The following is a 12,728-nucleotide window of genomic DNA, read 5'->3' on the forward strand; positions in this document are numbered from 1 at the left end:
AGCCCCGATGCTCGGAAAGACGATCGGCGATCTGGAGCCGGGCGACGTCTTCGCACCGATCCGTTACACCCTGACCTCCTTCATGTGCACCGCGTACGCGCACGCCATGGAGGACCCGACCGAGTGCTACTACTCCGACACGGCGGCCTTCGGGCGCCAGGTGCGACCGCCGACGATGATCCACGCGGACAAGATGCGGCTGCTGGAGGCCAACTGCGATCAGGAGCGGCGCATCGAAGGCATCCACACCGACGACGCGCGCATCCACTACGAGTACCACGCCAAGCACCACAGCCCCGCCTTCGTGGGGGAGGAGCTGGTCGTCAGCGGCCGGATCGTCGACAAGTACGTGAAACGCGGGCGCGAGTACCTGCACTACGAGCTGAGCGTCGAGACCTCCGACGGACGGCCGGTGACGACCTACCACGACCGCACGCTGCTGCGGTTCAAGAAGAACGAGGAGACCGAGAATGCCTGACGGGTCCCCCCTCCCCGACCTCGCCGTGGGCGCCGAACTGTCCGGGCCGACCCGCCCGCTCACCATGGAACGCGTCGAGTGGTACAGCATCGGCATGCTGTCGGCCGCGAGCGGCGTGCGCCAGGGCGTCCAGCGCAACATCCACACCGATCAGGAGTACGCCGCCTCGCAGGGCCTGCCCGCCGCGATCGCGGACGGCATGCACTCCACCAACTGGCTGTCGGCGATGATGGCCCACCACTTCGGGGGCCACTACCTCACCAGCGGCGAGCTGCGGACGAAGTACATCAAGCCGGTGTTCGTCGACACCCCCCTGACGCCGCGCGGCGTCGTCACCGCCCGGGAGGAGGGCCCCGACGGCGTCACCTACCGGCTCGACGTCTGGTGCGAGGACGCCGACGGGGTCAAGCTCACCGTCGGCGACGCCGCGGTGACCGTGACCGCGAGCGTGAGCGTGAGCGCGAGCGCGGGCGGTGACGCGTGACAGCGGCGGGGCCGCTGGCCGGGATCACGGTGCTCGACTTCACCCGGGTCTTCGCCGGTCCCTTCGCCACCCAGATCCTCGGGGACCTCGGCGCCGACGTGATCAAGCTGGAACGGGTGGACGGCGGCGACGAGTCGCGCGACTACGGCCTCACCGAGACGATGCCGCGCCCCGGCGCCCCCTTCCTGTCGCACAACAGGAACAAGAGGAGCGTCGCCGTCGACCTGAAGACGGAGGACGGCCGTGCGGTGGTGCGCCGGCTGGCCGAGACCGCCGACGTGCTCATCCACAACTACCGGCCCGGCGTCATGGAGCGGCTCCACCTCGACCACGCGAGCCTCACGCCGCTCAACGCCCGGCTCGTCTACTGCTCGATCTCCGGCTTCGGGGCGCACGGCCCGATGCGCACCAGGGCCGCGAACGACCTGTCGATCCAGGCGTACAGCGGCCTGCTCAGCATCACCGGCCAGCCCGGGGGCCCGCCGGCCCGCGTGCCGACGTCGGTGTGCGACCTGACCGCGGGCCTGTACGCGGCCATCGGCATCCAGGCCGCGCTGCACCACCGGTCGGTGAGCGGGGTGGGCCAGGAGGTCAGCACCTCCATGCTGGAGGGCCAGCTCACCATGCTCAACCACTTCCTCACCGACTACTGGATGAACGGCCGGCTGGCGGAGAAGATGGGCACCGCGAACGCGCTCGGGCTGCCGAACGAGGCGTTCCCCACGAAGGACGGCTGGGTCTGCATCACCTCCGCCAACGAGAAGATGTGGCGCCGGTGCGCCGCCGCCCTGGGCGTCGGCGAGCTGGCCGACGACCCGAGGTTCCGCACGCTGCGCGACCGTTACGCGCACCGGGAGGAACTGGTGACGCTGCTCTCCCGGGCCACGTCGGCGATGACCTCGAAGGAGTGCCTGGCCGCGCTGGAGGAGGGCGGCGTGCCCTGCTGCCCGGTGAACACCCTCGACCGGATCGCCACCGACCCGCTGCTCGACGCGCTCGGCAGCACCGTCGACATGGAGGTGGAGGGCGACCGGACGGTCCGCCTGGTGCAGACGCCGCTGCGCTTCTCCGCCACGCAGGTGTCGGCGCGCATCCCGCCGCCGCGCCTGGGCGAGCACACGGACGACGTCCTGGCCGGCGCGGGCTTCGCCGCCGACGAGATCGCGCGCATGCGCGCCGCCGGGGCGGTGGCCTGACGCCTGTGACCGCAATCATCGAGGGAGCGCACGCATGAGAAAGCTCGTCAACGACCCGGCCGCGTTCGTCGACCAGACGCTCACCGGGATCACGCTGGCCCACCCGGACCGGCTGCGGCGGCCCGACGGCGAGCCGGGCGCCATCGTCCGCGCCGACACCGCGTTCGCCGGCCGCGTCACCGCGGCCACCGGCGGCGGCTCCGGTCACCTGCCGCTGTTCCTCGGCTACGTGGGCCAGGGGCTGGCCGACGGGTGCGCCGTGGGGCAGGTGTTCGCGTCACCGAGCACCGACCAGATGCTCGCCGTGACCCGCGCGATCGACGGCGGGCGCGGCGTGCTGTACCTCTACGGCAACTACAGCGGCGACCGGATGAACTTCGAGCTGGCCGCCGACCTGGCCCGCGCCGAGGGCATCGAGGTCGAATCGGCCGTGGCCGCCGACGACGTGGCGTCGGCCCCACCGGAGCGGGCGGAGAGCCGGCGGGGCATCGCCGGCATCCACTTCGCCTACCGGGTGGCGGGCGCCGCCGCGGCCACCGGCGCCGACCTGGCGACGGTGGCGGCGACCACCCGGCGGGCCATCGCCCGCACCCGGAGCATGGGCGTGGCGCTGGCGCCGTGCGTGCTGCCGGCCGTCGGCCACGCCAACTTCGAGATCCCGGACGGGCAGATCGAGGTCGGCATGGGCATCCACGGCGAGCCGGGCGTCGGACGCGAACCGCTGCGGACCGCCGACGCCGTCGTGGACGACCTGGTCGACCGGCTGCTGGCCGACCGGCCGCCGTCGGACACGGACCGGGTGGCCGTGCTGGTCAACGGGCTGGGCGCCACCTGCCTCGAAGAGCTCTACATCGTCTACCGGCGGGTGCACGAACGGCTCACGGCGGCGGGGCTGACCATCGCGCACCGCTCGGTCGGCGAGTACGCCACCTCCCTGGAGATGGCCGGTGCCTCGGTCTCGCTGCTGTACCTGGACGACGAACTGGAGCGGCTGATCGGCGCGCCGGCGTCCTCGCCGCTGGTGCTGGTCCCGTGAGCGGCCAGGCCGCGGGCTCGGCCGCCTGGTCGGCGGACCGGCTGGCGCACGCCCTCGCGCTGGTCGCCCGGCGGGTGGCGGACGGCGCCGGGGAGCTGTCCCGGCTCGACGCGCTGGCCGGGGACGGCGACCTGGGAACGTCGCTGACGACCGGGTTCGCGGCGGTGGGCGCGCGGGTCGCCGAGCTGACCGGGCCCGACCCGGCGGCGGTGCTGACCGCGGCCGGCCGGGCGCTGGCCCAGGAGGCGCCGTCGACGATGGGCACGCTGCTCGGCACGGTCTTCCTGCGCGGCGCCGCGGTGCTGCACGGCCGCGCCGTCCTCGACGCGCGCGGCCTGGCGGACCTGCTGGCCGCCGGCCGCGAGGCCGTCGAGCGGCGGGGCGGCGCCCGCGTCGGCCAGCGCACCGTGCTCGACGCGCTGAGCCCCGCGGCCTCGGCCGCCCGCGCCGCGGCCGACGCCGGCCGCGGCATCGCCGGGGCGCTGGCGGACTCCGCGGCGGCGGCGCGCGAGGGCGCGGCGGCGACCGCCGCCATGGAGCCCCAGGTCGGCCGGGCCGGCTGGATACCCGACCGGGCCCGGGGCCATGTGGACGCCGGGGCGTCCGCATGGGCGCTGGTCATGACGGCCCTGTCCGACGCGGCCCGCCCGGCCCCGGCCAGCGGGCGCGCCGAGGGGAGCGACGATGGCTGACACCACCGAGGAGAAGGCCGGCACCGCCGAGGAGAAGCAGGCCGACGCGCACGACGACGCCCTGGTGCCGGTCGGTCCCGTCGTCCGGTACGGGCGGCTGGCGTTCGCGGGGGTCCTGATCCTGCTGGGCCTCTACCTCGTCCGCGAGGGCCTCGACATCGGCTACGACAGGGAGAACGAGCCGGGCCCCGGGTTCTTCCCGCTGTGGGTGGGGGCCGTGCTCGCCGTGCTCAGCGCCGGCTGGCTGGTGCGCGAGCTGCGCCGGCCGGCCGACGCGCCCGCGCAGAATCTGGAGGCGCGCGGCCCGTTGCGGGTGCTCGGCCTCGTGGGTTCGATGGCGCTGCTGACCCTGTCCTTCGAGCCGCTGGGCTACAACCTCTCGGTGCTGCTGTTCTTCCTCGTCCTGTCGATGACCACGGCGCGTGGCCACACGCTCGCCAAGGTCCTGGTGGCGGTCGGCGCGAGCTTCGGGGTCTACCTCGCCTTCGACTACGGGCTCGGCATCATCCTGCCCGGCTCCGTGCTGCCGTTCCTCGAAGCACAGGGGCTGTGACCGGCGTCGCCCCCGCCGCCCTGGTCCCCGGCCGCGACCCGCGGCCGGGGACCAGGCCGCGGGTCACGCCTCCAGGACGACCGCGAGGCCCTGGCCGACGCCGATGCAGAGGGTGGCCAGCCCCCAGCCGCCGCCCCGCCGGCGCAGCGCGTGGGCGAGGGTGGTCAGGATGCGCGAACCGGAGCTGCCCAGCGGGTGGCCGAGCGCGATCGCGCCGCCGGACGGATTGACGAGGGCCGGGTCGAGGTCGCGCCACTCGGCGAGGCACGCGAGCGTCTGGGCGGCGAACGCCTCGTTGATCTCGACGGCCGAGAGGTCGGACCAGGTGATCCCCGCCCGCCGCAGCGCGGTGCGGGCCGCCTCCACCGGCCCGATGCCGAAGACGTCCGGGTCGACGGCGGCGACGCCCCGCCCCGCGATGCGGGCCAGGGGCCGCAGCCCGAGGTCGTCGGCGACCCGTTCGGTGCCGAGCAGCACCGCCGAGGCGCCGTCGTTGAGCGGCGAGGAGTTGCCCGCGGTGACGGTGCCGTCCTTGCGGAAGGCCGGCTTCAGGCGGGCCAGCGCGTCCAGATCCGTCGCGGGCCGTATGGACTCGTCGGTGGCCAGCTCGTTGCCGGGGACCGCGACCACCTCGGCGTCGAAGGCGCCCGCCGCCCAGGCCGCCGCGGCGCGGTGCTGGCTTTCGAGCGCGAACGCGTCCTGGGCCTCCCGTCCGATGGCGTACCGGTCGGCGAGCACCTCGGCGCTCTCGCCCAGCGTGATGGTCCAGCGCTCCGGCATCTCCGGGTTGACCATCCGCCAGCCCAGCGTGGTGGAGAACAGCGTCTCGTGGCCGCGGGGGTAGGCCCGCGCCGGCTTGGGCAGCACCCACGGCGCCCGGCTCATCGACTCCACGCCGCCGCCGATCACCAGGTCCGCGTCGCCGGTGGCGATGGCGCGGTTTCCCTGGATGACCGCCTCAAGTCCGGAACCGCACAGCCGGTTGACGGTGGCGCCGGGCACGCTGGTGGGGAGCCCGGCCAGCAGCGCCGCCATCCGCCCGACGTTGCGGTTCTCCTCGCCCGCGCCGTTGGCGTTGCCGAGGAGCACGTCGTCGATCCGGGCCGGGTCCAGGCCGGGGGCCCGGTCGACGAGAGCGCGGAGGACCGTGGCCGCGAGGTCGTCGGGGCGCACGTCGGCCAGCGCGCCGCCGTACCGGCCGATCGGCGTGCGGACCGCGTCGAGTACAAAGGTTTCCGTCGTCACATCAGACCTCTCGCTTGGGTGGGGGCGGGCGCGCGTGCCGGTTCCGGGCGCGCGTGAACCCGCGTCATCGGGCCCGGCCCGCGGGCCGCCGCTGCCAGCGTGACGACCGGCCCAGGGTCAGGGCCAGTACGACGACGACGCTGGTGACCAGGCTGACGACGGTCCCGAGAGCGGCCAGGTCGGAGAACGTCCCGTGGTCCCAGATGTCGAGGAACACGAAGCCCACCACCGGGTTGGTCGTCCCGGCCAGGATGGCCGAGGCGGTGAGGTCGCCGACCATCACCACGAAGAGCAGCGCCCACCCGGCCGTGAGCCCCGGCCGCATCAGCGGGAAGAGGATGGTCCGGAACGTGCGGCCCTTCGACGCCCCGGACATGCGGGACGCCTCCAGCAGCTCGTCGCCCACCTGCCCGTGCGCCACCTCCACCGCCGTGGACGCCTGCGGCAGATAGATGATCACGTAGGCGATCAGCAGGATCTGCATCGTGCCGCTGAGGTAGAACGGTGCCCCGGCGAAGGTGACCAGCAGGGCGACCCCGAAGACGATGTGCGAGATCGCCCCGGGCGTCTTGGTGGCGCCCTCGACCAGCCTGGCGGGTACGCCGCCACGGTCGCGGCCGAACGTGATGACGACGGCGACCGCCACGATGCCGGTGGTCGCGCCGAGCACGCCGAGCGTCAGGCTGGTGCGCAGCGCGTCGAACGAGCGCCCGCCGTCACCGAAGAAGCCGCGGAAGTTGTCCAGGGTCAGCGTCGACAGGTCGACGCCGGCGGTCCAGAACGGCTGCAACGCCACCAGCGCCAGCGCGAGGAACGGCAGCACCGACACGCACAGCAGGTAGCCGATCATCACCGCGCGGGCGGGCCGGCGCCACCTGCCGAGCCGGACGACGGTGGCGTGGGCGGCCTTGCCGGAGATGGTGGAGTGTCTCCCGCGGGCGGACACCCGGCGCTGGAGCAGCCACAGGGCCCCCATGACCACCAGGACCAGCAGGCTGACGGCCACCGCCTCGTCCAGCCGGGAGGGGAAGCTCTGGGTCAGCCGGACGATGTAGACGGAGATGGTGTCGACCCGCGCCGCCGTGCCGATGGTCCGCGGGATCGAGTACAGCGAGGACCCCACGATGACCACCAGCAGCGCGGCGGCGGCGACCGCCGGGCGGATCGCCGGGAGCGAGACGCGCACGAGCGTGTTCAGCACCCCCGCGCCGGACATCCGCGACGCCTCCTCCAGCGACGGGTCGGCGTTCTTGAGCGCCGAGGAGACGATGAGGTAGACGTACGGCACCAGGGAGATCGTGTAGACGAAGATCAGTCCGGGCCACGTCGAGATGTTCAGCGGTCCCTCTCCCGGCATGTCCAGGCCGACCGACTCGCCCAGCGACCGGATCGCGCTGTTGACGAAGCCGGCCCGCTCGTCGGCCAGGAAGACCCAGCCGATGCTCAGCGCGATCGGCGGCAACAGCAGCGGCACGACGGGCAGCAGGTCGGACAGCCAGCGCAGCCGCGCGTCGGTGCGCTCGTTCAGCCAGGCGAACGCCGAGCCGATGAGCAGCGCCAGCGGCCCGGCCGTCACCAGCACGGTGCCGGTGTTGCGGGCGGCCCGGTGCAGGGCGCTGTCGGTCAGGACCAGGCGCATCGGGGTGAGGTCGAGGGCGCCGCCGTCCACGAAGGAGGTGACGATCGTCGACGCCAGCGGGTACGCGATGAACCCCAGGACGGCGAGCGTCAGCGCCAGCCCGAGAAGTCCGAAGAGGTCCGGCCGGGGCAGGGCGCGCCGGGGGCCGCCGGTCACCGGGCCGCCTCCTTCGCGGCCAGCACGCGCAGGTCGGCGGGTTCGGTGACGACGAAGACGGCCTGGCCCTCCCGCAGCCGGTCCCGGCCGGCGCCGCGCGAGCGCACCCGGTGCCCCTTCACATCCAGGAAGTGCTCGATGTACGGCCCGCGGAAGGTCTCCGTGGTGAGGGTGGCCGGCCAGCCGTTGGAGCCGTTGCCCGGGGCGGTCGCCGACACCCCGACGTCCTCGGGCCGGGCGATGACGGCGACCGTGTCGCCGGGCCCGGCGCCCTCCGGGACGTTGCCGGCCGCGACGCGGATGTCCCCGACATCGGTGCTGACCACCCGGACGGACCGGTCGGCGCCGTCGGGCTCCCGCAGGGTTCCGACCCACTCGTTCACGACGCCGAGGAACCCGGCGACGAACCGTGACGCGGGGGCCCGGTAGACCTCCCGGGGGTCTCCCACCTGGGCGACCCTGCCGTCCTTCATCACCACGACCCGGTCGGCGATCGCGGTCGCCTCCTCCTGGTCGTGGGTGACGAAGACGCCCGCGAAGCCGATGCGCTGCTGCATCGTGAGCAGCTCCACGCGCAGCTCCTCGCGGATCTTCGCGTCGACGTTGGAGAGCGGCTCGTCGAAGAGGATGACGTCCGGGTCGGCGACCAGGCAGCGCGCCAGCGCGACCCGCTGCTGCTGACCGCCGCTGAGCTGAGCCGGGTACTCCCCGGCGAGGTGCCCGATGCCGACGACGTCGAGGATCCGCTCCACGCGGGCGGCGATCTCGGCCCTGGGCCGCCGCCGGACGGCGAGCGGATAGCCGACGTTGCGCCGGACGGACATGTGCGGCCACACGGCGTAGGACTGGAACATCATGCCGAAACCGCGCCGCTCGGGCGGGACGTGCACGCCCCGTTCCGCCGACGAGACGACCCGCCCGTTGCTGCGGATCTCCCCGCCGGTGGGCACCTCGAGACCGGCGACGCAGCGCAGCAGGGTGGTCTTGCCGCAGCCGCTGGGGCCGAGGATCACCACCATCTCGCCCCGCCCCACGTCGAGCGACACGTCGTCGACGGCGGCGACGCGCTCGCCGCGGTGGCGCCGGAAGTGCTTCGTCAGCCCCGCGACGCTGACGGGTGCGTCGCCCCGGTCTGCCTCTGTCACGTCATCCCTCCCGTTTCACTCGATGCCCAGGGCGTGCAGCAGGCGTCGTTCCCGGTCGGCGTCGCCGATCACGTCGAGCGGCGTCGGCTCCCAGCCGTCGGGCAACTGGACGCACTGGTCGGCGTCCCTGAGCGGCGATCCGAGTTCGACCACGGCGCAACCGGCGTTCTGGGCCTCGGCGGTCAACCGCCAGTGCATGAACAGCCGCGCCGCGTTGGGGTGCGGCGCGGCGGCCGCGATGCCCGCGCAGGTCCCCAGCCCCGAGGGCGGATCCTCGACGATGCTGAAGTCCAGGGGGGCGCCCTGGTCGCGCAGCTCCGTGGAATTGCTCAGGTGCGCCATCACGTTCGCCTGGAAGGCGCCCGCCGCCACCTGCTGGGAGCCCGGCGAGGCGCTCTCGACGAGGGTGGGGTCCTGGTCGGCCAGCCGCTCCAGGTACTCGATGCCGTAGGTCTCCTCCATCAGCGCCGCCCAGCCCATGTACGCGGGCGTGGAACGCGGATCGGTCAGCAGGAGCTTGCCGTGCCAGTACGGGTCGAGCAGGTCCTCGTAGGAGGTGGGGACCTGGTCCGGCGGGACCGCCTCGGAGTTGTAGGTGATCCCGCCGATGCTGTACATCGTGTCGGCGCAGGCGCCGTGCCGGGCCTGCTCCGGGTAGTCCGACCAGCCGGGTACCTCCTCGTCGGACAGCTCGACGAACCAGTCGGGGTACTCCTCCCAGACCTGCTGGTCGACGACCTGGATCACGTCCGCGTTGGTGACACCGGCCCGCTGCTCGCCCGCGAAGCGCTCCAGCATCGGGCCGGTCGTCAGCCGCAGCGTCTCGACCTCGATCCCGTACTCGGCTTCGAAGGCCGCGGCGAGTGCCTCGTTGAGCTCGTCGGTCTCCACCGAGTAGTGGACGACGCTGCCCTCCTCCTTCGCCGCCTCGACCAGGGCGTCCATCCCCTGGTCGGCGACATCCTCCGCGCTCTCCTCGGGTGGCTGCCCGCAACTGGTCGCCGTGGCGACGACGATCGCGAGCAGGGCCAGGGCCATGCGTGCGCGCATGTGCTCAGTCCTCCTCGGTCAGCCCGCGCAGCGAGTACACGAGGGTTCGCATGCCGGGGCGCTGGGCGAGGACCTGGACGATGGCGGCGGCGACGTCGTCGGCGGTCATCATCCCGGCCAGCTCGGGGCTTTCCGGGGTGCGGCCCCTGCCCATGGCGAACTCGGTGACGACGCCGCCGGGGCACAGCGCGGTGACCCGTACGCCCCGCTTGTGCAGCTCGCGGTCCAGGCCGCCGGCCAGTCCCATCTGGGCGTGCTTGGTGGCCGCGTAGACGGCCTCGTTGCCGCGCCCGCGCAGCCCGGCGACCGAGCTGACGATCACGATGTCGCCCCCGTCGCCGAGCAGATGGGGAACGGCGGCCCGGACCGGCCAGACCGTGCCCGCGACATTGGTGTCGAGCATCTCCGCGAGCTCGGCGTCGGTACGGTCCATGATCCCGCCGTACATGCCGATGCCCGCGTTGGCGACGAGGGCGTCGAGCCGGCCGAAGTGGTCGACGGCGGTGGCGATCAGGCGCCGGGCGTCGGCGGGATCGCGGACGTCCATGGGCACGGCGCGGGCGCCCTCGCCGAGTTCGCCGGTGAGTTCGGCCAGGCGTTCCTCGCGGCGGGCGCCGAGCACGACCTTCGCGCCCGCCCGGACGAGGGCCCTCGCGGTGGCGGCGCCGATCCCCGAACTCGCTCCGGTGATCGCGACGACTCGACCTGCTACCTCTTGCATTGCGTGTTCTCCTGACGTTCGGGGTGCGGGCACGTTTCCTCAGGGCTCCTCGACGATCAGCAGCCCGTCCACGGCGGCGACGTACCGGTCGCTCCACTTGACGGGGTTCAGTTCGAGGGTGAAGCCCTGCCACGGGGCCGACGCCGCGAGCCGTGAGAAGTCGGCGACGAAGCCGGCGACGCGCTCCATGGCGGCCGGCTCGGAGTCATGGCCGCCGGCCCGGACGAACCGGAGCCGGCGCAGCAGCCGTTCCGCGGTGGTCCGGTCGAACGGCGCGCGGTGCAGCTGGACGTCGCCGATGAGTTCCGTCATGGTGCCGCCGGCGGCGCAGGAGACCATGACTCCGAAGGTGGGGTCGCGGAATGCCGAGACGAGCAACTCGGCGCCGTCGCCGACCATGTGCTGGACGTGGACCGCGTCCAGGAGGACGCCGCCGGCCGCCGCCCGTTCACGCAGCCGCTGGTAGGCCGCCCGCAGCTGGTCCTCGGAGCCGACGCGCAGGGCGACGAGTCCGGCCGCGGCCCGGTGGACGACGTCGGGCGACACGCCCTTGAGGACCACCGGGTACCCGATGGCCTCCGCCGCCTGGACGGCCGCCTCCTCCGAGGTGGCGGGCCGGCCCGCGGCGACGGGGAGGCCCGCGGCGGCGAGGATCTCGTGGCAGCGCGGCTCGGTGACCACCGTGCCGGCCGGGGCGGCACGCTCGGCCGCCGGCCAGGCGAACGCCATCGGCTCGGGCGGCGGCGCGCCGGTGGCCGGGGCGGGGCGTCCGGCCAGTTCGGCCGCCACGGCGACGGCCCGGACGTGTTCGCCGAAGACGTGGACGCCCTCGTCGCGCAGGTACGCGAGGACGCCGGGCGGGGCGAGCGGCCAGGCGACGCAGACGAGGGCGTCGGTGCGGCGGCGGAACGCGGACAGTTCGGCGGCCACCTCGGGGCCGCCGCTGTCCATCGCGCCCATCTGCGCCAGCAGGATGTCGACGCCCGGATCGGCGGCGATGGCGTCGAGGACGGCCGGCAGGTTCTTCAGCATCTCCGGCTTGTTGAACGCCTCCGGTGTGAGGTCGACCGGGTTCCGCACGGACGCGATGGCCGGGACCAGCGGCGTGAGCGTGCGGCGGGTGTGCTCGGTGAGGGCCGGGACGCTCAGCCCGCGGCGGGCGGCCTGGTCGGCGGAGAGCACGCCCATGCCGCCGCCGAAGGTGAGCACCGCCGTGCCGGTGCCGGTGGGCTGGCGCGGGGGATCGGTCCTGCGATCGGTCCTGCTGAGGAAGAGGGCGATGTCCAGCAGCCGTTCCAGCGACTCGACCTGGATCACGCCCAGTTCGTCGAGGACCGCTCTCCACGTGCTGTCCTCGCCCGCGAAGGCCCCGGTGTGCGCGGTGGCGGCGTGGGCGCTGGCCGGCGTGGCGCCGCCCTTGAGCAGCACGACCGGCTTGCCCGCGGCCCGGATCTCGGCGAGCGCGGCGGCCAGGCGGTCGCCGTCGCGCACGCCCTCCAGATAGCCGGTGACCACACGGGTGCGGTCGTCGTGGGCCAGCGCGTGCAGCAGGTCGGCGGCGGTGAGCACCGCCTCGTTCCCGCTGCTGATCGTGTAGCGGAACCCGACCCCGGCCTGCTGGGCCAGGGCCTGCGCCATGGTGGCGAGGCCGCCGCTCTGGCTGACCATCGAGATGTCACCGGGTATGAGGGCGTCGACATGCGTCAGGAACGACGCGAACGTCGCGGTCAGCGGCTGGTGGGAATCGATGAGGCCGAGGCAGTTGGGGCCCAGGACGGCGAACCCCGTCTCGGCGCACGCCTCGACGAGCGCCGCCTGGAGCTCCGCGCCGGCCGGGCCGACCTCCTCGAACCCGCCGGACCAGATGATGCCGTGCCGGGTGCCGGCCGCCGCGCACTGGCGGACCAGGTCGGGCGTCACCGCGGCGGGTACCGCCAGGATGGCGAGGTCCGCGGCGCCGGGCAGGTCGGCCACGCCCGGGTGGCAGGGGAGGCCGTCGACGCTGGACCGCCGCGGATTGACCGGCCAGATGTCGCCGGGGAAGCCGAACCTCCGCAGCCGCCGCACGGCCGCGCCGCCGACGTTGCCCGGCTGGTCGGAGGCGCCGATCACCGCGACCGAACGCGGCTGCAGCAGGCTCGTCAGCTCGGCGAAGTCGTGGCAGTCGAGGTCGGGGCGGAGGCGTGGTCGCGTCTTCATGGGCGTCCTTCCGCTAGGGCGAAGTCCACCTGTCGTGCGGAGCGGCTCTGATGTGGTTCCGCGGCGGAACGTGCCGATTCGTCGAGCACGTCAGCCGGCGAAAGGGCGGCACGACCGACAGTTGTGTGCGCTGT

At 73.8% G+C, this 12,728-nt stretch carries 12 protein-coding genes; 6 read left to right on the forward strand and 6 right to left on the reverse strand.

The features are described 5' to 3' along the window. Positions 1–7: 7 nt before the first annotated feature. From ADY01_RS00755 to ADY01_RS00780, 6 genes are read left to right on the forward strand one after another with little or no spacing between them, the layout of a single operon-like run. Entirely contained in the window at positions 8–478 is a 471-nt protein-coding gene (locus ADY01_RS00755; protein ID WP_049564060.1) for an FAS1-like dehydratase domain-containing protein, read from the forward strand. Continuing rightward, on the forward strand, positions 471–962 hold the full coding sequence (locus ADY01_RS00760; RefSeq protein WP_049564062.1) for a MaoC family dehydratase: 492 nt from the start codon (positions 471–473) through the stop codon (positions 960–962). The genes ADY01_RS00755 and ADY01_RS00760 overlap by 8 nt, the downstream gene beginning before the upstream one ends. Continuing rightward, positions 959–2,158 (forward strand): CaiB/BaiF CoA transferase family protein, encoded by a 1,200-nt coding sequence (locus ADY01_RS00765; RefSeq protein WP_049564064.1) that lies wholly within the window; start codon positions 959–961, stop codon positions 2,156–2,158. The genes ADY01_RS00760 and ADY01_RS00765 overlap by 4 nt, the downstream gene beginning before the upstream one ends. 34 nt (positions 2,159–2,192) lie before the next feature. Then, complete coding sequence (locus ADY01_RS00770; RefSeq protein ID WP_049564066.1) at positions 2,193–3,194, forward strand: dihydroxyacetone kinase subunit DhaK; 1,002 nt, start codon at positions 2,193–2,195, stop codon at positions 3,192–3,194. Next, a complete protein-coding gene (locus tag ADY01_RS00775) occupies positions 3,191–3,886 on the forward strand; it encodes a DAK2 domain-containing protein (RefSeq protein ID WP_049564069.1) in 696 nt (231 codons plus the stop codon). The genes ADY01_RS00770 and ADY01_RS00775 overlap by 4 nt, the downstream gene beginning before the upstream one ends. Next, the gene (locus ADY01_RS00780) at positions 3,879–4,439 is read left to right on the forward strand and encodes a tripartite tricarboxylate transporter TctB family protein (protein ID WP_049564072.1); all 561 of its coding nucleotides are present in this window, start codon (positions 3,879–3,881) and stop codon (positions 4,437–4,439) included. Before ADY01_RS00775 ends, ADY01_RS00780 begins: the two co-directional genes overlap by 8 nt. Before the next feature lie 63 nt (positions 4,440–4,502). Here ADY01_RS00780 and ADY01_RS00785 read toward each other — a convergent pair whose 3' ends face one another. The 6 genes from ADY01_RS00785 to ADY01_RS00810 all read right to left on the reverse strand — a co-directional run bounded on the left by ADY01_RS00785 (position 4,503) and on the right by ADY01_RS00810 (position 12,594). Then, positions 4,503–5,684: a thiolase family protein gene (locus tag ADY01_RS00785; RefSeq protein WP_049564075.1), complete on the reverse strand. Its 1,182-nt coding sequence runs from the start codon at positions 5,682–5,684 to the stop codon at positions 4,503–4,505. A 64-nt stretch (positions 5,685–5,748) separates the two neighbouring features. Continuing rightward, positions 5,749–7,479, reverse strand: a complete 1,731-nt coding sequence (locus ADY01_RS00790; protein ID WP_049564077.1) for an ABC transporter permease — start codon at positions 7,477–7,479, stop codon at positions 5,749–5,751. After that, positions 7,476–8,624, reverse strand: a complete 1,149-nt coding sequence (locus ADY01_RS00795) for an ABC transporter ATP-binding protein (RefSeq protein WP_053170406.1) — start codon at positions 8,622–8,624, stop codon at positions 7,476–7,478. The genes ADY01_RS00790 and ADY01_RS00795 overlap by 4 nt, the downstream gene beginning before the upstream one ends. 15 nt (positions 8,625–8,639) lie before the next feature. After that, positions 8,640–9,674, reverse strand: coding sequence for an ABC transporter substrate-binding protein (locus ADY01_RS00800; protein WP_049564079.1), 1,035 nt, complete (start codon positions 9,672–9,674; stop codon positions 8,640–8,642). Between the two features lie 4 nt (positions 9,675–9,678). Further along, entirely contained in the window at positions 9,679–10,395 is a 717-nt protein-coding gene (locus tag ADY01_RS00805; RefSeq protein ID WP_049564081.1) for an SDR family oxidoreductase, read from the reverse strand. Positions 10,396–10,434: 39 nt separating this feature from the next. Then, complete coding sequence (locus ADY01_RS00810) at positions 10,435–12,594, reverse strand: acetate--CoA ligase family protein (RefSeq protein WP_049564084.1); 2,160 nt, start codon at positions 12,592–12,594, stop codon at positions 10,435–10,437. Positions 12,595–12,728: the final 134 nt, after the last annotated feature.

Origin of the sequence: Streptomyces sp. SBT349 (genome assembly GCF_001083795.1) — a bacterium.
Taxonomy (GTDB): domain Bacteria; phylum Actinomycetota; class Actinomycetes; order Streptomycetales; family Streptomycetaceae; genus Streptomyces.

Excerpts from the sequence above, each read along its gene's own strand:
- ADY01_RS00805 (WP_049564081.1), bottom strand. The coding sequence starts at position 10,395 with ATGCAAGAGGTAGCAGGTCGAGTCGTCGCGATCACCGGAGCGAGTTCG.
- ADY01_RS00755 (WP_049564060.1), top strand. The coding sequence starts at position 8 with ATGCTCGGAAAGACGATCGGCGATCTGGAGCCGGGCGACGTCTTCGCA.
- ADY01_RS00770 (WP_049564066.1), top strand. The coding sequence starts at position 2,193 with ATGAGAAAGCTCGTCAACGACCCGGCCGCGTTCGTCGACCAGACGCTC.
- ADY01_RS00780 (WP_049564072.1), top strand. The coding sequence starts at position 3,879 with ATGGCTGACACCACCGAGGAGAAGGCCGGCACCGCCGAGGAGAAGCAG.
- ADY01_RS00800 (WP_049564079.1), bottom strand. The coding sequence starts at position 9,674 with ATGCGCGCACGCATGGCCCTGGCCCTGCTCGCGATCGTCGTCGCCACG.
- ADY01_RS00810 (WP_049564084.1), bottom strand. The coding sequence starts at position 12,594 with ATGAAGACGCGACCACGCCTCCGCCCCGACCTCGACTGCCACGACTTC.
- ADY01_RS00760 (WP_049564062.1), top strand. The coding sequence starts at position 471 with ATGCCTGACGGGTCCCCCCTCCCCGACCTCGCCGTGGGCGCCGAACTG.